We start from the raw sequence: 19,318 nt of genomic DNA, 5'->3' as shown, positions 1-19,318 counted from the left end.
ATTAGATCTTGCCAACCAGATCAAAAGATGGAGCCAGAGTGGCTGCACCCGGAGTCCATTTAGCCGGGCAAACTTCACCTGGGTGGTTAGCTACATATTGAGCAGCCTGTACTTTACGCAGCAGCTCTTTGGCATCACGGCCAATGCCGTTGTCATGGATTTCGCACAGTTTGATCTGGCCTTCCGGATTGATAACGAAAGTACCGCGCAGTGCCAGACCTTCTTCTTCAATCATAACGTCGAAGTTACGGGAAATAACGCCTGTTGGGTCAGCCAGCATTGGATACTGGATTTTTTTGATGGTATCAGAAGTATCGTGCCATGCTTTGTGGGTGAAATGAGTGTCAGTAGACACACTGTAAATTTCAACACCCAGTTTCTGGAATTCAGCATAGTTGTCAGCCAGGTCACCCAGTTCAGTTGGGCATACGAACGTGAAATCGGCTGGGTAGAAGAATACAACTGACCATTTGCCTTTCAGATCATCGCTGGTTACAGGAACAAATTTGCCATTGTGGTAAGCGTTGGTTGCAAATGTTTTAACTTCGGTATTAATCAAAGACATGTGGAACTCCTTCATTGGGTTGTTGGTTACAAACGAGTGCTTGGCTACCCGATGTGTCTATACTGGCCCAAAATTGTCTTCCTATCCAATAGTTGTGAACTATTTGTTTAATAGGTTTTACCTATGTAACAACTGTGATTGAAAACTTAAATCTTTGTGTAGGGTATTGTTGGCAGAAATAGTAAACTCCCGCCTTTAGCGGGAGTCGTTCGTTATCGACATACAGCATCTGCAGTTAGTTACTCGTTGTATTAACCGAAACGGGTAATGTCTCTTCCGCTTCGTCACCCGCAAAGTACTCTTTCGTCAGTTTCAGAATCACCGGGCTCAGCAACAACAGAGACAGCAGGTTAGGAATTGCCATCATGCCATTTAAGGTATCGGCCACTAACCAGGCGAAATCCAGTTGCGATATCGCACCGAACGGTACAGCCACAACCCAGAGGACACGGAACGGCAGAACGGCTTTGGTGCCAACCAGATAGATCCAGCATTTCTCGCCGTAGTAGCTCCAGCCCAGAATCGTGGTGAAAGCAAAGATCACCAGCGCAATAGTCAGCACTATCCCGCCAAATCCCGGCATGGCCGCTTCAAAAGCAGCTGCAGATAAGGCTGCACCACTCTGACCATTCGTCCAGACACCGGAAGTGATAATAGACAGACCGGTAACGGAACACACAATCAGAGTATCAATGAAGGTTCCCAGCATGCCAATCAGACCGGAACGTACCGCACTCTTAGTGGTACCGGCTGCCTGCGCAATACCGGCAGTACCCAAGCCTGCTTCGTTAGAAAAGACACCTCGCGCTACGCCGTAACGGATGGACATCAGCACGACCGAACCGGCAAAACCGCCTGTTGCCGCTACCGGCGTAAACGCATAGGTAAAGATCAGTTCAAATGCATGCGGGATCTCAGCGGCATTAACAGTCAGCACGACCAGACCACAGATCACGTAAGCCACACACATAAACGGCACCAGTGCTTCCGCAACTTTCCCGATACGCTTCACACCGCCGAGTGTCACCATAGCAACAATGATCGTTGTCACCACACCGGTCACCCAGGTGGGTACCTGCAACGTGCTTTCCAGTGCCAGCGCCATACTGTTGACCTGCACCATGTTGCCGATACCGAATCCGGCCAGCCCGCCAAAGACAGCAAAGGCCGAGCCTAACCAGACCCAGCGCTTACCGAGACCATTTTTGATGGCATACATCGGGCCGCCGATATACTCACCGCTTTTATCTTTTTCGCGATAATGTACCGCCAGCACGACTTCTGAATATTTGGTGGCCATGCCGACCAGTGCGGTGCACCACATCCAGAACAGCGCACCAGGGCCGCCCATAAAAATAGCGGTTGCGACACCGGCGATATTACCGGTCCCCACCGTTGCAGCCAGACAGGTCATCAGTGCCTGAAACGGACTGATCTCACCGCTTTCGTCGTCAGCTTTGGTACGCCCCTGCCACAACAGCGCAAACCCGGCACCAATCTTGCGCAACGGTATAAATCGAAGCAGAAACATCAGGAACAGGCCGGTACCCAGGATCATCACCAGCATAGGGGCGCCCCAGACTATCCCATTGAGCTCATTAAATGTATTAAGTAGGTATTCCATATGATTAATCTCCATTGATTAAAGGGATGTCTCTTCACCTGCTTATTTTTTACTCGTCGATGGTACTGCTTTTTTAAAATGAATAATTATTATTGATAAATCAAAACAGTATATTCAGTCAGCAGGTGGTAAAAACTGACTGAATACATTCATAAATCAGGCCACTTCTGCTTTAGCCAGTTCCACATAGATATCACGCAAACGCAAAGAGATCGGGCCGGGTTTGCCATCACCCACCGGTTTGCCATCAATACTGACCACCGGCCAGACAAAGGTGGTTGCCGAACTGATAAACGCTTCTTTGGCATGATAGGCTTCATCAGGCGTAAACAGACGTTCTTCTACCTTGATGCCATCCCGTGCCGCCAGTACCAGCAGCGCTTTACGGGTAATACCATGCAGGATGTCGTTGCTTAACGGACGAGTCACAATGGTGTTATCCGCCAGTACAATGTAAGCATTGCTGGAGCTGCCTTCAGTGATAAAACCATTTTCCACCAGGAAGGCGTCGTCTGCATCATTGGCATGGGCATATTCTTTCGCCAGACAAGGTGCCAGCAAACCGACGGTTTTGATATCACGGCGATGCCAGCGGATATCCGGCATGGTGACTACTTTGATACCGGTTTTGACTTTCGGGCTGTCGATCACCGGGCGGGACTGTGTGAACAGCACCAGCGTTGGTTTAACTTCGGCACCGGGAAAAGCAAAATCACGATCACCGGCATTACCACGGCTGATCTGCAGATAAATACCGCCTTCCACCAGATTGTTCTTTTTGATCAGTTCTTCATGAATAGTTTTTAACTGGGCAGGTGCCACCGGCATGGTCAGTGATAATTCACGGCATGAACGCTGTAACCGTTCCAGATGACCGGCAAACTCCACCAGCTTGCTATTCAATACGGCGGTAACTTCATACACGGCATCGGCGAACAGAAAACCGCGGTCAAACACAGAAATTTTGGCATCAGCTTCATTTACATACTGACCATCAACATAGACGATACGACTCATGATTCACTCCTTAAATTTTTCTGGATCCGGCGCCTAGCCCCACAATGCCGCATCGGGTGCATGCATCAGGTTGCCGGAATAATCAAAACCGGGTTTACGATCTTTTTGCAGCAATAACGGGCCATCCAGATCAACGACCTGCGCGCCTTGCGCCACCACAAATGCCGGTGCCATTGCCAGTGACGAGGCCAGCATGCAACCGACCATGATCTTCAGACCCGCAGCTTCCGCTTGTTCACGTAAAATCAGCGCTTCCGTCAGACCGCCGGTTTTATCCAGTTTGATATTGATCATGTCATAACGGCCAATCAGCTCATTTAATGTCGAGCTGTCATGACAAGATTCGTCGGCACAAATCGGGATCGGGCGAGGTAAAGAAGCCAGAATGGCGTCCTCACCTGCTGGCAGTGGCTGTTCAATCATTTCCACTCCCAGCTTTTGCAATTCAGGGATCAGCTCACGATAAAGCTGCTCGTTCCAGCCTTCATTGGCATCGACGATGATCCGGGCGGAAGGTGAACCTTTACGCACCGCAGCAACCCGCGCCAGATCACCGGCACCAGCCAGCTTCAGTTTCAGCAGTGGGCGGAATGCGTTTTCTTCGGCAGCCTTCTGCATGTTTTCCGGCGTATCCAGCGACAATGTGTAAGCCGTCAGTAACGCCTGGGGTTCTGTTTTATTCAGGCGTTGCCAGATGCGTTGCCGGTGTTGTTTGCTTTCCAGATCCCAGAATGCGCAATCAATGGCATTACGAGCCGCACCGGCCACCAGCGCCGATTGCAATCCCTCGCGATCTAAACCATCGCGAATAGCTGGGATCAGCGTTTCGATCTGGGCAATCACGCCCTGCACTGATTCGCCGTAACGGGCATACGGTACACATTCCCCGCGCCCGGTGACGCCCTGCTGCGTGAGTTCCACCACCACCACTTCGGCGGCAGTCTTGCTGCCGCGCGAGATGGTGAATGAGCCTCGGATCGGCCAGCTTTCGCTAAATACCCGGATTTCCATACTCATTCCACCCTGCTGGATTACAGTTGATCGACGATGCGGCTCATACCCTGACGGAATGGATCAACCGTTGGCAGACCGTATTTCTCTTCGATATCGGCCATCAGCGCGATCGCTTCTTTTTCAGATAATTTAGCGGTGTTCACGGAAATGCCAACAAAACGGGCCTTTGGATTGGTCAGTTTTGCCATCGCCAGATTCAGCGCCATACACTCGCCCAGATCCACGATTGGGTAATCCACACCACGCATGGTAGTACGGGTTGGTTCGTGACACAGCACCAGCGCATCAGCTTGCGCACCGTGAATAATACCGGTAGTCACACCGGCAAAGGATGGGTGGAACAGGGAGCCCTGGCCTTCAATGACATCCCAATGATCAGCATCGTTCGCTGGCGCCAGCACTTCTACCGCACCAGCGACGAAATCAGAAACCACCGCATCAATACTCACACCAGCACCGCTGATCAGAATGCCGGTCTGACCAGTCGCGCGGAATGTCGCTTTCATGCCACGTTCCAGCATCTCTTTTTCAATAGCCAGTGCAGTGTACATTTTGCCGCAGGAGCAGTCAGTGCCCACTGGCAGCAGACGTTTACCTTCACGTTTTTTACCATTTGCTACAGGGAAGGTTTGGGTTGGATGACGCACGTCAAACAGTTTACGACCCAGTTTGTCCGCCAGCGCTTTTAATTCCGGCACGTCAGTCAGACGATTGTGCAGACCAGACGCCAGATCCATACCGGCTTCGAGTGCTTCAGTCAGAATGGAAATCCATTTGTCAGAGATGATGCCACCCCGGTTTGCGACACCAATCACCAGTGTTTTCGCACCGGCCGCTTTCGCTGCGGCAATATCCATATCCGGCAGATCACAATCTGCATGACACTCTTCCATGCGGTATTGACCGACACAATATTCCGGATGCCACTGCTTAATACCAATCGCTACTTTAGCGGCCAGAATGTCATGTGCATCGCCTAAGAACAGCAGGTAAGGTTTTTGAATTTCCATATTTATCATCCTCATAAAGAAATATTATTAACTGACAAAGCGATGCCATACCGGCAAATATATTGCTGGCTAAAAACAAGAAAGAACTTTGTTGTACAGATAATAGATATATCAAAACAATATTGTCAATAAACGAAAAAACAAAGGATATACAACCAAAGAAAAACACAAACACCAGAACATAAATCCACAGATAAATCAAAAAACGAAACATAAAGCCAGTTTTCGCTAATAAATTTTATACAAATAGATTTTTATCATGCACAAAAAATCAAACACAAACCAAACATTTGATTTTTAACGATTTATAGCAATATCATTACTTTGGGTTTTTTCTTTATATTTTGAATCAAATAAGTGCAATCTAATTATTTTAGATCGCCAAAAAGATGCAAAACAGAAATTAAACAGCGCGTCATAAAATATGATTTTATTCAAAAAATCTGAAAAAATGAGTAATCCGATATTTTTATTCGTCAAATATAAAATAAAACACCATGGCCGGTTTATTATCTTTTATTTAAAGACAAAGCAACATATAACTCTGACAATAAACAAAAATAAGGATTATTTGACAAATAAAAAGCAAAACTGCAAGCATATACAACTACTATTGCTGATTTTATCAGTCAGAGCATGAGCTAAGGTGACATGATGTTAACTGCAAGGATTCAAATTAATCTCAAAGCCTTACAACACAACTTTGAGAAAATTAAGAAGTGCAGCCCCAAAAGCAAAATCATTGCAGTAATAAAAGGAAATGCTTACGGGCATGATGCAGTGCTGGTCGCTAAAACGCTGCAACAAGCGGATGCTTTTGCTGTCGCCCGTATAGAAGAGGCGGTGGTGCTGCGTCAGGCAGGCATTGAGCGCCCGATCGTATTACTGGAAGGATGTTTTTGTGCAAAAGATCTGCTGATTGCCGCGCACTATCAATTCCAACCCGTGATCCATCATGCCGGACAATTAGCCGATATTCTCTCCGCATCGTTGCCAACGCCAGTAAAAGTCTGGCTTAAGATTGATACCGGCATGCATCGCATTGGGATTATGCCGGAGCAGGTAGCGCATTATGTTACCCAGCTTTCCAACTCCGCCAACGTCAGCGGGCATGTAGGCTTTGTCAGCCATTTCTACAGAGCGGATGAACTCAGTGCATCAACTACGCACGAACAGCTGGCCTGCTTCATTCAGGCAACAGCGCCCTACCCTGGCGAAAAAAGTCTTTCTAACTCTGCAGGGGTGCTCTATTGGTCTGATGCCCATTTCGACTGGGTACGCCCCGGCATTGCCCTTTACGGCATCTCACCACGCGCTGACAGCACCGGAATCGCTGAGGGTTTACAACCCGTGATGACGCTGAAAAGCACGCTGATTTCAGTTCGGGAACATAAAGCCGGTGAAAGCATTGGTTATGGCGGTCACTGGATCGCCGATCAGGACACCCGCATTGGCGTGATCGCCATGGGCTATGGTGATGGTTACCCACGCATGGCGCCTGCTGGAACGCCGGTATTAGTCAATGGCCGGAAAGTCGCACTGGCCGGCCGGGTATCCATGGACATGATGACCGTTGATCTAGGACCGGAAAGTCAGGATCAGATCGGTGATGAAGTAACATTGTGGGGCAACGGCTTGCCCGCTGAAGAGGTGGCCCGCCATATCGGCACCATTGCGTATGAACTGGTGATCAAAATCACCAGCCGTGTACAACGGCAGATCATTTGAATTCAGGCACGATGGATAACACAGACATGACCATGCTGACCGGATTACCACCATCCCGACTCTGGAATTTCTTCGCGCAGATCTGTCAGATCCCGCATCCTTCCAAACGGGAAGAAGCATTACGAAACTGGATTGCCAATCTGGCTACCGCGGAAAAACTCAGGCTGAAAAAAGATCAGAAAGGTAATCTGCTGATCCGCAAACCAGCGTCAGCAGGCATGGAGTCGTGCCAGCCGGTGATCCTGCAGGCACATCTGGATATGGTGCCGCAAGCCAATGCCGACAGCGGCCATGATTTCTCCCGCGATCCGATCCTGCCTTATATTGATGGTGACTGGGTAAGAGCCCGCGGCACGACACTGGGCGCGGATAACGGTATTGGTGTCGCTGCCTGTCTGGCCGTATTGACTGATCCAACGGTAAAACATGGCCCGCTGGAGGTCTTGTTTACGGTTGATGAAGAGGCCGGAATGGGCGGCGCTTTCGCACTGCAGCCCAACTGGCTGGAAGGGAAAATACTGATCAATACCGATGCCGAACAGGACGGCGATATCTACATGGGTTGTGCCGGCGGACTGGAAGCCCGGCTGAATTTCACGCTTGATTTTGAAGCGCTGCCTGAGGGCTATCAGACTTACCAGTTGCAGCTCAGCGGCTTACAGGGCGGCCATTCCGGTCTGGATATCCATGAAGATCGCGGCAATGCCAATCAGGTATTGTGCCGGACACTCTTCCGGCTGCAGCAACACTTCCCGTTAAAAATCAGCGCGCTGAATGGCGGAACGCTGCGCAATGCGATTCCGCGCGAAGCCAGTGCGGTGGTTGCGCTGCCACTCAGTCAGCGGGCGGAATTTGCGGCGTGGTGTGATGATGAAGCGCAACGGCTGAAGCAGGAATACAGGCATATTGACCCGGCAGTACAACTCACCGGCTCACCCTGTCCGCAGGCAGAACAGGTACTGACCGCAGCAACACAGCATCAGTTACTGGCAGGATTAACGGCGATCCCCAATGGTGTCATCCGGATGAGTCATGCCATCAAAGGTGTGGTGGAAACGTCAACCAATCTGGGTGTGATCAAGATCGACGGGGAACAGCTGAGCGCGGTTTCGTTTGTCCGTTCACTGACCGATGAAGGCCGCTTGCATCTGCGTTCAGTCTTTGCGGCTATCGCAGCGCTAAGTCATGCTGAAGCGGTTTTTTCCGGCGACTATTCCGGCTGGGCACCGGATCCTGACTCCTCCGTCATGCAGATCGTCCGGCAACAACATCAGCGTCTGTTTGGTCATCAAGCCAATATCATGGTGATCCATGCCGGGCTGGAATGCGGACTGTTCAAAAAGGCTTATCCGGATCTGGATATGGTCTCTGTCGGCCCGACCATCAAAGGGGCGCATTCGCCGGATGAGCGGGTGTCGGTTTCATCAACAGAACGTTTCTGGCAATTACTGACCGCAACACTGGCCGCGATTCCGCAGCACCAGCGCTGATATTGGCTCATCATGATCCTGCGCTTCAACGCAGGATCTTTTTCAGGCATGGATCTTCAGGCAGGGATCAGCGAACTAAAGCCAGTTCATTCGGACGTAAATCAAACAACAGCACTTCGGCCTGCTCCCCATTCTGTAATGCGATCTGCTGTTCCTGGCGGATGCGGATACCATCACCGGCGGACAAACGTTCGCCGTTTACGTCAATACTACCCCGGGCAATATGCACATAGGCGTACCGATTTTCCGGCAACATGAAAGTCTGGGATTCTTCGCCATCCAACAGTCCGGCATAAACCCGGGCATCCTGATACACCGATAAAGAACCTTCCGCACCATCGGGTGAAATGATCAGTCGTAACTTGCCACGCTTCTCGGCAGCAGAAAAATGTTGTTGCTGGTAACGTGGCTCAACACCTTTCCGGTTTGGCACAATCCAGATCTGCAGAAAATGGACTAATTCTTCGCGGGAATGATTGTATTCGCTGTGCCGGATACCGGAACCGGCACTCATCATCTGTACATCACCCGGGCGGATCACCGAGCCCGTTCCCATAGAATCTCTATGTTCCAGCGCACCTTCGAGCACATAGGAAAAGATCTCCATATCGCGGTGCCCGTGCGTGTCAAAGCCTTTTCCCGGCTTCACCTGATCTTCGTTGATCACTAACAGATCTGAAAATCCAAGCTGTTCCGGGTCGTAATAACTACCGAAGGAAAAGCTATGCTGAGACTGTAACCAGCCAAAATTTGCATTTCCACGTTGTGCTGACGGTCTGAGTTCCAACATATAAATTACTCCGATAATAGTAATTAAGATGAAAGCGGCACCGGATGCCTTTGTACCACTCAGCTCACTGAGCTGACATCCGGCGAACCGCGCTGTCGGGTATTACTGCTTGATCGCTTCCACAGCGATATCAATGGTGACGTCATCACCTACATTCGGTGCGTATTTGCCGGCATTGAAATCAGTACGTTTGATGACAGTGGTCGCATTCGCACCAATGGCATCTTTCTGCAGCATCGGATGCGGCATCGCCACAAAGGAAGTCACGGTCAGTGTCACTGGTTTGGTCACACCTTTAATCGTCAGATCACCCTGTACTTCCGTTGGTGCATCACCTTTGAATACCACTTTGGTCGATTTGAAGGTGGCGGTCGGAAACGCGGTGGTATCCAGGAAATCCGCACCCTGAATGTGTCCGTTAAATACCGGGAAGCCAGTATCCACGGAAGTGGTATCAATCACGATATCCACCGAACCGGTTTTGGCTTCTTTATCCAGCACGATGGTGCCGCTGGTTTTATCAAAACGGCTCAGCTGTTTTGACAAACCAAAATGGCTGTAAGAGAAACGCGGGAAGGTATGGGAACCGTCAATGACATACGTTTCCGGGGCCGCAAACGCCGGTGCAGAAACTGCAGTTGCCAGTGCCAGCACAGCAGATAATTTAACGAATTTATTCATGATGTAACTCCTGATTTGAATAGATGGTTAATCACTGCTGGTTTGCAGTAATAGTGAATTTGACCTGAATATCATTGGCAACAATGTCAAAGGTCGACCAGCTGCCTTCCCCAATCGCAAAATCACCGCGACGGATGGTGAAACTACCTGCAAAAATGCCCTTTTCACCCTCTTCTTTAAAAGAGGACGGCACCACTACATCAATGGTTTTACCTTTAATGGTCAGCTTGCCGCTTACTTCAAATTTGTTATCACCCAGTGCCTTGATAGCACCCGATTCAAAATGTGCCTGTGGAAACGCGGCCGTGTTAAACCAGTCCTTGCCCGCGACTTCACCATTGGCTTCTTCGGTGCCGGCATCAATGCTGGCCAGCGCCACATCAAATACCGCCTTACCCTCAGCCGGTTTCGCCGGATCAAACTTCAGCGTGCTGGTGAACTCGTTGAATTTGCCATCCATCGCAACACCCATCTGCTGGTAGCTGAAATTGATCGCACTTTGTTTAACATCAACCTGGGTGTATTCCGCCGCCTGGGTTGCCAGTGGCAGCAATGCAGCAAGTACGCTTATACGAAATAGTGTCTTCATCATCATTTGTCCTTTGCTGAACCAGGCAACATCCGGGTCAGGATGTCATCTTTATCAATAAAATGGTGTTTCAGTGCCGCGCCGATATGGCCGACCAGTACGGCAATAAACAGATAATTCAGGCTGACATGCACAATTAGCAGCAGGTCACCCAACTCTTTGTTTTTCTCTAACAAATCCGGGATAGGCAGAATGCCGAACCAGACCGTCTGAAATCCTTTCGCCGAACTCATCAGCCAGCCGGAAAGCGGAATCAGAAACATCAGCATATAAAGCATGTGGTGACCGGCATGCGCCGCGACCTGCATCAGACGTGGCATACTTTGCGGCAATGCCGGCGGCTGATGCGTTACCCGCCACGCCAGACGGATTAACGCCAGCAGAAACACCGTGACACCTGTCCACTTATGCCAGGAATAGAGCTTCAGTTTCTCCGGTGATAACGGCAGCCCCTGCATGTAAAAACCGAGACCCAACATGCCAAAAAATAAAATTGCCATTAGCCAGTGCAGACTTTTTGCTGTCTTGGTGTAATGTGAACTCATGGTGGCATCCCCGTTCCGTCTGAAACGAATGTTATTAATTTGTAACAAGACTATACCCTTTCAGATTGATGCCAAATAGAGGGTAATTTCGAATTATCTATTGCTGGAATAGCAACAATGAACCGACTTGATGCCATGCACTTATTTGTGCGAATTGCTGAATTAGGTAGTTTTACCGCCGTCGCCGAGCAGATGGACCTGGCTCGTTCCGTCGTGACCCGTCAGATCGCGGCTCTGGAAGAACATCTCGGTGTCAAACTGATGGTGCGGAATACCCGCCGCCTGTCACTGACTTCTGCGGGAAGTGCTTATCTGGAAAAATGCCGGGTAATTCTGGATCTGGTGGAAGCAGCCGAAGCCAGTGTGATGGAAGAGCGTCTGACGCCACGCGGCAACATCCGGATTGGCCTGCCGCTCAGTTTTGGTCTGAAGACACTTTCCCCTTTGTTACTGAAATTCTCCGGTTTGTATCCGGACATTGATCTGGAGATGGATTTTGATGATCACCAGATGAACCTGATCGAAGAGGGTATGGATATCGCCATCCGCATCGCCGGACAACTGGCACCCGGTGATATCGTACGTAAACTGGGTACCTGTAAACTACTGGCTGTCGCCTCTCCGGATTACCTGAAACAACATGGCAAACCGCAGCATCCGTCTGAACTCATTAACCATGCATGTCTGGGATATACTCTGACAGCGGGGGGTTCCAGCTGGACTTTTATGGTCGACGGACGTCACGAAACGTTTTACATCAAAACTCATATCAAAGCGAATAACGGGGATGCGCTGACCGAAGCCGCCGCCAATGGGCTGGGGCTTACCCTGCAACCCGACTTTATCGTCAATGATTACCTGCAATCCGGACGGGTCGAAACCATACTGGATGAATTTACCCCGGCAGAATTAGGCATTTACGCCATTTTACCGAGTAACCGCTATGTGCCGCACCGGGTCCGGGTATTGCTCGATTTTCTGGCTAATCAACTGGATAAAAAAAAGCGCTGAATTATCAGCGCTTTTTTATCAACGAACCATCAACCGCATCACCGGTTACAGTGACTTGATGGTTTCCTGCTGTTCTTTCAGCTTGGTCAGCTGGCTCTGATAATCAGTCAGCTTCTCACGCTCTTTGATGATCACCGCTTCCGGTGCCTTGGCAACAAACGCTTCGTTACCCAGCTTGCCTTCGATACGGCCACACTCTTTTTCCAGCTTCTCAACTTCTTTCGCCAGACGTGCCAGCTCAGCTTCTTTGTCGATCAGACCAGCCATCGGGATCAGCAGCTCAGTGTTACCGATCAGTTTCTTCACAGATAACGGCTCTTCGTCGCCAGCCGCCAGTACAGTGATGGTTTCCAGCTTCGCCAGTGACTTCAGGAACGCTGCGTTGTCCGCTGCGCGTTTGCTGTCTGCCGCATCGGCTTTCAGCAATACATTCAGCGGTACACTTGGCGCCACGTTCATCTCAGCACGAATGTTACGTACACTAACGATGAACTGTTTCACCCATTCCTGATCCGCCAGTGCCACTTCATCCACTTTCGCCGCATCAAATTCCGGGTAAGCCTGCAGCATCAGTGTGTCAGCATGGATGCCGGCCAGCGGTGCGACAGATTTCCAGATTGATTCGGTCATGAACGGCATGATCGGATGCGCCAGACGCAGCAGACTTTCCAGCACAGTCACCAGTGTATGACGGGTCGCGCGCTGTTCTGCTTCGCTGCCGTGCCACAGCACCGGCTTGGTCAGCTCCAGATACCAGTCACAGAACTGGTTCCAGATAAACTCATACAGCACACCGGCCGCCTGGTCGAAGCGATAGGTATCCATCGCATGACGCAGTTCCTGGATGGTCAGTTGCAGCTGAGAGGTGATCCAGCGATCCGCCAGACTGAACTGCATTTCGCCACCGGAAAAACCACAATCCTGCTCTTCAGTGTTCATCAGCACATAACGGCTGGCGTTCCACAGTTTGTTACAGAAGTTGCGGTAACCATCCAGACGTTTCATGTCCCAGTTGATGTCACGACCGGTAGAGGCCAGTGCCGCCAGCGTAAAGCGCAATGCATCGGTACCATGCGCTTCAATCCCGTCCGGGAACTGCTTCTCGGTACGCTTGCCAATCTTCTCGGCCAGCTGCGGCTGCATCATGTTGCCGGTGCGTTTTTCCAGCAGATCCGGCAGCGAAATACCGTCGATCATATCCAGCGGGTCAAGTACGTTACCCTTGGACTTCGACATCTTCTGACCTTCTTCATCACGGATCAGACCAGTCACATACACAGTTTTGAACGGTACCTGCGGAGTGCCGTCTTCGTTTTTCACGAAGTGCATGGTCATCATGATCATGCGCGCAACCCAGAAGAATATGATGTCAAAGCCGGTCACCAGCACATCGGTCGGATGGAAGGTTTTCAGCTCAGGCGTTTGTTCCGGCCAGCCCAGCGTGGAGAACGTCCACAGCGCGGAACTGAACCAGGTATCCAGCACGTCTTCGTCCTGACGCAGCGCCACATCAGCAGCCAGACTGTAATTCGCACGTACTTCTGCTTCATTACGGCCAACATACACTTTACCGTTGTTGTCATACCATGCAGGAATACGGTGACCCCACCACAACTGACGGGAGATACACCAGTCCTGAATATCGCGCATCCAGGAGAAGTACATGTTTTCGTACTGTTTCGGTACGAACTGAATACGGCCATCTTCCACCGCTTCAATCGCCGGTTTCGCCAGCACATCCGCACGCACATACCACTGGTCGGTCAGCATCGGTTCGATCGGTACACCACCACGGTCGCCGTAAGGCTGCTGCAGCACGTGATCCTTGATCTCGTCCATCAGACCTTTCGCTTCCAGCGCAGCCACAATCGCTTTACGCGCGGCATAACGCTCCAGACCAGCGAACTCAGCCGGCATGGCAGCAGGATACGCATCGTTTGGATTGCCTTTGCTGTCATACACTTCTGCTTCGGCACGGATATGCGCGTCCAGCGTGAAAATGTTGATCATTGGCAGGTGCTGACGTTTACCCACTTCATGGTCATTGAAATCGTGCGCCGGGGTGATCTTCACACAACCGGTACCTTTTTCCATGTCCGCATGTTCGTCAGCTACGATAGGAATACGACGGCCTACCAGCGGCAGTTCGATAAACTTGCCAATCAGCGCCTTGTAACGCGGATCTTCCGGATTCACCGCCACTGCGGTATCACCCAGCATGGTTTCCGGACGCGTGGTCGCCACGATCAGGTAATCTTTACCTTCTGCGGTCTTCTCGCCATCCGCCAGCGGATAGCGCAGATGCCACATGTTGCCTTTAACTTCTTTGTTCTCAACTTCCAGATCAGAGATCGCGGTGTGCAGTTTCGGATCCCAGTTCACCAGACGCTTGCCGCGATAGATCAGATCCTGTTCATACAGACGTACGAACACTTCCTGTACCGCATGTGACAAAGCCGGGTCCATGGTGAACGCTTCACGATCCCAGTCTACCGAAGCCGCCAGACGGCGCATCTGACGGGTGATGGTGCCGCCGGATTCTTCCTTCCACTGCCAGATCTTGTCGATGAAGGCTTCACGGCCATAATCGTGACGGGTCTTACCTTCTTCAGCGGCGATCTTACGTTCCACCACCATCTGGGTTGCGATACCCGCATGGTCAGTACCTACTTGCCACAGGGTGTTTTTACCCAGCATGCGCTGATAACGGATCAGGGCATCCATGATGGTCTGCTGGAAAGCATGGCCCATGTGCAGGCTACCGGTGACGTTTGGCGGCGGGATCACGATGCAGTAATTGCCGTTGCTGCTGTCGCCACTCGGTTTGAAATAGCCCTGGCTTTCCCAGTGCTGGTACATCGCCTGTTCAATGGCGTTCGGATTAAACGTCTTTTCCATCTGTCTTCATCTGTCTGATTATGGGAGTTGCGGTGCAGGCACCGTCTCCAGCGTGAAACCCAGCGCCCGATACTGCTTGTAGCGTTCGCGCGCCTGTTGTTTTTGAATTTCGTCAGCAGGGACGAAATCAATGATCTGAGCAAAACGTCCGGCAAAAGCCGGGATCCCGTCAGCTAAATTGATCAGCACCTGCCGGCTGCGTTTAGGCATACCGGTACCGATCTCGACAGGAGCCTGAGTCACTGTCGCTTCGTCTGACAGGCCGTGTGGCACAAAACTATGCGGATCCTGCTGCCACAACATTTCGTCTAGCTGCTCCGCCTGCACTTGTGTCTGCGTCAGCAAAAACAGCGTCTGATTCTGGCGGAAACGTTCTGTCGTCAGCTGGCAGGCTAACACAGCGACGACATGGCTTAAGCCATCACAAATCTGTGTCGGCGATGCCTCATCCGGCAGTAAATAAAAAGTGACCTGTGGCATGAAGTAAAGGGACGTCACCGCCCCATCCTGTTAGTCTTCGACTTCTACACCGGCGCGGTTTAATAAAAACTGCGTCAGCAATGGTACCGGACGACCGGTAGAACCTTTCTCTTTACCTGACTTCCAGGCGGTTCCGGCGATATCCAGATGTGCCCAGTTGTATTTTTTGGTGAAACGGCTGAGGAATGCACCTGCCGTAATCGCCCCGGCAGGACGGCCACCGGTGTTTACCATATCAGCAAACGGACTTTCAATCTGTTCCTGATACTCATCCCACAACGGCAAACGCCAGGCTTTGTCGCCCGATAACTCTGACGCGTTCAGCAACTCATGCGCCAGCGGGTTATGATTCGACATCAGACCGCTGGCATGGCTGCCCAGTGCAATCACACAGGCGCCGGTCAGGGTCGCGATATCCACCACCGATTCCGGTTCAAAACGCTCAACGTAAGTCAGCACATCGCACAATACCAGACGCCCTTCCGCATCGGTATTCAGCACTTCAATGGTCTGGCCTGACATGGAGGTCAGAATATCACCGGGCCGGTAAGCTTTACCATCCGGCATGTTCTCTGCACCGGCCAGCACACCAATCACATTGATTGGCGGTTTCAGTTCCGCCAGTGCCGTCATGGTACCTAATACCGACGCTGCACCGCCCATGTCGTATTTCATCTCATCCATGCCTTCAGCAGGTTTGATGGAAATACCACCCGAGTCAAAGGTCAGCCCTTTGCCCACCAGCACAATCGGCTTGGCATCCGGGTGCCCTTTATACTCCATTACCGACATCATGGCTTCATTAGATGAACCTTTGGCCACCGCCAGATAAGCATTCATGCCCAGCTCCGCCATCTGCTGTTCACCAATCACTTTCGTGGTGATGTACTGGCAGCTGTCCGCCAGACGACGCGCCTGTGATGCCAGATAAGCCGGTGTACAGATATTTGGCGGCATATTGGCCACATCACGGCAGATTTTCATGCCGTTCGAAATCGCCAGACCATGGGCAATGGCTTTCTCACCAATCGACAATTCACGACGGGTCGCCACATTAAAGACCAGTTTCCGTAACGGACGGCGTAATTCCGCTTTATTGGTCTTGAATTGATCAAAAGTATAAAGACTGTTTTGCGCGGTTTCGACCGCTTGTCTTACCTTCCAGTAGGCATCCCGTCCTTTGACATGCAATTCTGTCAAAAAGCAGACCGCTTCCATCGATCCGGTTTCATTCAATGTACTGATCGTTTTCTGAATGATCTGTTTGAACTGACGCTCATCCAGCTCACGTTCTTTCCCGCAACCGACCAGCAGTACACGCTCACTCAGCACCCCGGGAACCTGATGCAACAGCAGCATCTGACCGGTTTTACCCTCCAGATCACCACGACGCAGCAAAGAGCTCAGATACCCGTCACTGACGCGATCCAGTTGTTCAGCTACGGCAGATAAACGACGTGGTTCGAATACACCGACCACGATACAGGCACTGCGCTGCTTCTCCGGGCTGCCACTTTTAACGCCGAATTCCATGAGGACTCCTTGCAACTAAAGACAAAGCCCACCGATTGGTCGATAATAGGGGCCGACCCACCTGCTCAGGATGAACAGGTTCGGTACGCAAAACATCATAAAATGGAAGTAAGGCAACTATTTTTTAGCGATTCGCCAGTAATTACAAGTTTTCCCGAGGCCTGCGTGATAGTTTTCCGTTATATATTTAAAGAAACACTCAAAACTCAGCTGTCAATCCTGCTGATCCTGCTGCTGATTTTTACCAGTCAGCAATTTATCCGGATCCTGGCAAGAGCGGCCGATGGTTCTATACCCTCTTCACTGATCGGCCAGATGATGCTGCTTAACATTCCTTATATGGGATTGTTACTACTGCCTATCAGCCTGTTTATCGCGATTTTGTTTGCTCATGGCCGGCTGTATGCCGACAGTGAAATGACCGTACTGCGTGCGATTGGTGTCGGCCCATCCTATATCATGCGCATCAGTCTGGTGCTGGCATTGCTCACCACCGTAGTCGCTACCGTGAACACCATGTGGTTAGCGCCGATGGCCAGAGAGAAACAATCCCAGCTGCTAGACGCCGCGAAAGCAGATCCCTTGTCGATCCCGTTAGAAAGCGGCCGCTTTCTGAGTCTGGATGGCGGACATCTTACCGCTTATGTGGAGGATGTTCAGGACTCCGGCCGCAGTTTGCAACGAATCTTTCTGTTACAGCGCAGCCCCGATCCGGCAGAAGCCGCCATTATCGTTGCGGCCAGCGGTCACCTGACGAATGATGCACAGGGAACGCCCTGGGTAACACTGGCGAATGGCAAACGCTATGCAGGCACGCCACCTTCAACCCAGTTCAGTATTGCCAACTTTGCGGAATACAAAGCGCAACTGCAACGTAAGGATATTGAACCCTCTACCCCTAAAGCCAGAGCACTGCCGTCATCGGCGCTCTATAACAGCACCGACAAGAAACAGATCGCCGAATGGCAATGGCGGGTGGTATTACCCCTTTCCATTCCGTTAATGACGCTGATAGCGGTGCCTCTGGCAGTCGTTAACCCGCGTCAGGGGCGATATGCCAAACTGCTTCCGGCAGTCATGCTTTATCTCAGTTACTTCCTGCTGCTGAGTGCCGGTCAGTCAGCCATCGAGCGCGGGCAACTGCCGGAGATGCCGGGTTTGTATATCATCCCTGTTCTGTTCACGCTGCTGTTTGCTGTTCCGATGAATATTAAAAGCACCCGATTGTGGCAGCGTCTGCGTATTTACTGGCATAAGGAAAAATGCTGATGTTTGGTATTCTCGACCGCTATGTCGGGCGCACCGTGATAATGGCGATCCTGATGTGCACCGTCATGCTGGTAGGCCTGTCATCACTGATCAAATTTGTGGATCAATTACAGAACGTTGGTGAAGGTTCATTCACCACCTTCCATGCGATATTACGGGTGCTCTATGCCATACCGGGCGACACCGTGCTGTTTTTCCCCATGGCGGCCTTACTGGGTGGTGTGATTGGCCTTGGCCAGCTGGCCAGCAGCAGTGAACTGGTGGTATTGCAGGCGGCAGGTCTTTCCCGGGCGAAAATTGTTATTTCTGCGCTGAAAACAGTCATACCGGTGATGTTTCTGATCATGCTGCTTGGTGAATATGTAGCCCCGATAGCCGAACAGAAAGCGCACGATATCAAAACCAGCGCCATCAGTGGCGGCAAAATTACCGCTTCAACCTATGGTATCTGGGTTAAAGAAGGTCATGATTTTATCAGTATTGATACCCTGTTCCGTGATGGCAGTCTGCGCGGCGTCACCCTGTACCGTTTTAATCTGAACGGTGAATTACAGGAAGTTATCCGTTCTGCGATGGCCGTTTATCAGCAACAGGCATGGCACCTGAAAGATATTGTGATCACGCAATTACAGGATAAACAGCAGATAAAATTTAAAAACCTGACGGATTGGGTGTGGAAAACCAACCTGACCCCTGACAAATTAGGTGTGGTCTCGGTATCCCCGGATGAGCTCTCTGCACAAGGGCTATATAACTACATCAGCTATATGAAGAGTAACGGACAACAGGTCGATGACTACGAACTGGAGTTCTGGCGTAAACTGCTGGCACCTGTCAGCGTCATCGCCATGCTGCTGCTGGCTGCGTCCACTATTTTTGGTCCGTTACGTTCAGTGAGTATGGGTGCCCGGCTGATTTCCGGGGTGATGATGGGTTTTGCCTTCTTTGTCGCCAATCAGGTATTGGGCCCGTTCAGCCTGGTGTATAACGTTCCCCCTGTCATTGGGGCCAGCGTGCCCAGCCTGATCTTCATGGGTGTTGCCATTTATATGCTGCAACGCCGCACCTGAAAAT

The 19,318-nt window shown here is 51.0% G+C and carries 17 protein-coding genes; 5 read left to right on the top strand and 12 right to left on the bottom strand.

Annotation, left to right across the window (positions count from 1 at the left end):
• Nucleotide 1 precedes the first annotated feature (1 nt).
• The 5 genes from ahpC to dgcN form a co-directional block, all read right to left on the bottom strand.
• Nucleotides 2-565: an alkyl hydroperoxide reductase subunit C gene (gene ahpC, locus TOLA_RS02920; RefSeq protein WP_012728793.1), complete on the bottom strand. Its 564-nt coding sequence runs from the start codon at nt 563-565 to the stop codon at nt 2-4.
• A 235-nt stretch (nt 566-800) separates the two neighbouring features.
• Nucleotides 801-2,189: an alanine/glycine:cation symporter family protein gene (locus tag TOLA_RS02915; protein ID WP_012728792.1), complete on the bottom strand. Its 1,389-nt coding sequence runs from the start codon at nt 2,187-2,189 to the stop codon at nt 801-803.
• Nucleotides 2,190-2,345: 156 nt separating this feature from the next.
• Nucleotides 2,346-3,206 carry a D-amino-acid transaminase gene (locus TOLA_RS02910; protein WP_012728791.1) on the bottom strand — a complete coding sequence of 287 codons (861 nt, stop codon included), beginning with the start codon at nt 3,204-3,206 and terminating at the stop codon, nt 2,346-2,348.
• A 33-nt stretch (nt 3,207-3,239) separates the two neighbouring features.
• Nucleotides 3,240-4,223, bottom strand: a complete 984-nt coding sequence (gene dgcA, locus TOLA_RS02905; protein WP_012728790.1) for an N-acetyl-D-Glu racemase DgcA — start codon at nt 4,221-4,223, stop codon at nt 3,240-3,242.
• Nucleotides 4,224-4,237: 14 nt separating this feature from the next.
• Nucleotides 4,238-5,230, bottom strand: coding sequence for an N-acetyltransferase DgcN (gene dgcN / locus TOLA_RS02900; protein WP_012728789.1), 993 nt, complete (start codon nt 5,228-5,230; stop codon nt 4,238-4,240).
• A gap of 654 nt (nt 5,231-5,884) precedes the next feature.
• On the opposite strand from dgcN, the gene alr reads away from it, so the two are divergent.
• Both alr and TOLA_RS02885 read left to right on the top strand, forming a co-directional pair.
• Nucleotides 5,885-6,958: an alanine racemase gene (alr, locus tag TOLA_RS02890; RefSeq protein ID WP_041609455.1), complete on the top strand. Its 1,074-nt coding sequence runs from the start codon at nt 5,885-5,887 to the stop codon at nt 6,956-6,958.
• Between the two features lie 26 nt (nt 6,959-6,984).
• Nucleotides 6,985-8,448 carry an aminoacyl-histidine dipeptidase gene (locus tag TOLA_RS02885; protein ID WP_012728787.1) on the top strand — a complete coding sequence of 488 codons (1,464 nt, stop codon included), beginning with the start codon at nt 6,985-6,987 and terminating at the stop codon, nt 8,446-8,448.
• A gap of 67 nt (nt 8,449-8,515) precedes the next feature.
• Here TOLA_RS02885 and TOLA_RS02880 read toward each other — a convergent pair whose 3' ends face one another.
• From TOLA_RS02880 to TOLA_RS02865, 4 genes are all read right to left on the bottom strand, one after another.
• Complete coding sequence (locus TOLA_RS02880; protein ID WP_012728786.1) at nt 8,516-9,238, bottom strand: pirin family protein; 723 nt, start codon at nt 9,236-9,238, stop codon at nt 8,516-8,518.
• 102 nt (nt 9,239-9,340) lie between these two features.
• Nucleotides 9,341-9,919 (bottom strand): YceI family protein, encoded by a 579-nt coding sequence (locus tag TOLA_RS02875; RefSeq protein ID WP_012728785.1) that lies wholly within the window; start codon nt 9,917-9,919, stop codon nt 9,341-9,343.
• Between the two features lie 31 nt (nt 9,920-9,950).
• Nucleotides 9,951-10,508 (bottom strand): YceI family protein, encoded by a 558-nt coding sequence (locus TOLA_RS02870; RefSeq protein WP_041609642.1) that lies wholly within the window; start codon nt 10,506-10,508, stop codon nt 9,951-9,953.
• A 2-nt stretch (nt 10,509-10,510) separates the two neighbouring features.
• On the bottom strand, nt 10,511-11,053 hold the full coding sequence (locus TOLA_RS02865; RefSeq protein WP_012728783.1) for a cytochrome b: 543 nt from the start codon (nt 11,051-11,053) through the stop codon (nt 10,511-10,513).
• Between the two features lie 117 nt (nt 11,054-11,170).
• Between TOLA_RS02865 and TOLA_RS02860 the strand changes: the two genes are divergently transcribed.
• Nucleotides 11,171-12,064, top strand: a complete 894-nt coding sequence (locus TOLA_RS02860; protein ID WP_012728782.1) for a LysR family transcriptional regulator — start codon at nt 11,171-11,173, stop codon at nt 12,062-12,064.
• Nucleotides 12,065-12,109: 45 nt separating this feature from the next.
• Here TOLA_RS02860 and TOLA_RS02855 read toward each other — a convergent pair whose 3' ends face one another.
• The 3 genes from TOLA_RS02855 to pepA are packed head-to-tail and all read right to left on the bottom strand — an operon-like array spanning nt 12,110 to nt 16,975.
• Nucleotides 12,110-14,962 (bottom strand): valine--tRNA ligase, encoded by a 2,853-nt coding sequence (locus TOLA_RS02855; RefSeq protein ID WP_012728781.1) that lies wholly within the window; start codon nt 14,960-14,962, stop codon nt 12,110-12,112.
• Nucleotides 14,963-14,980: 18 nt separating this feature from the next.
• Entirely contained in the window at nt 14,981-15,442 is a 462-nt protein-coding gene (locus tag TOLA_RS02850) for a DNA polymerase III subunit chi (protein WP_041609454.1), read from the bottom strand.
• Nucleotides 15,443-15,472: 30 nt separating this feature from the next.
• The gene (pepA, locus tag TOLA_RS02845) at nt 15,473-16,975 is read right to left on the bottom strand and encodes a leucyl aminopeptidase (RefSeq protein ID WP_012728779.1); all 1,503 of its coding nucleotides are present in this window, start codon (nt 16,973-16,975) and stop codon (nt 15,473-15,475) included.
• 165 nt (nt 16,976-17,140) lie between these two features.
• On the opposite strand from pepA, the gene lptF reads away from it, so the two are divergent.
• Nucleotides 17,141-18,244: an LPS export ABC transporter permease LptF gene (gene lptF, locus TOLA_RS02840; protein WP_012728778.1), complete on the top strand. Its 1,104-nt coding sequence runs from the start codon at nt 17,141-17,143 to the stop codon at nt 18,242-18,244.
• Nucleotides 18,244-19,314, top strand: coding sequence for an LPS export ABC transporter permease LptG (lptG, locus tag TOLA_RS02835; RefSeq protein WP_012728777.1), 1,071 nt, complete (start codon nt 18,244-18,246; stop codon nt 19,312-19,314). The genes lptF and lptG overlap by 1 nt, the downstream gene beginning before the upstream one ends.
• The last annotated feature ends 4 nt before the right edge of the window (nt 19,315-19,318 follow it).

This window comes from Tolumonas auensis DSM 9187 (assembly GCF_000023065.1).
GTDB lineage: Bacteria > Pseudomonadota > Gammaproteobacteria > Enterobacterales > Aeromonadaceae > Tolumonas > Tolumonas auensis.
The sequence above is the reverse complement of the archived record's forward strand: the minus strand, read 5'-3'. Positions and strand labels throughout refer to the sequence as shown.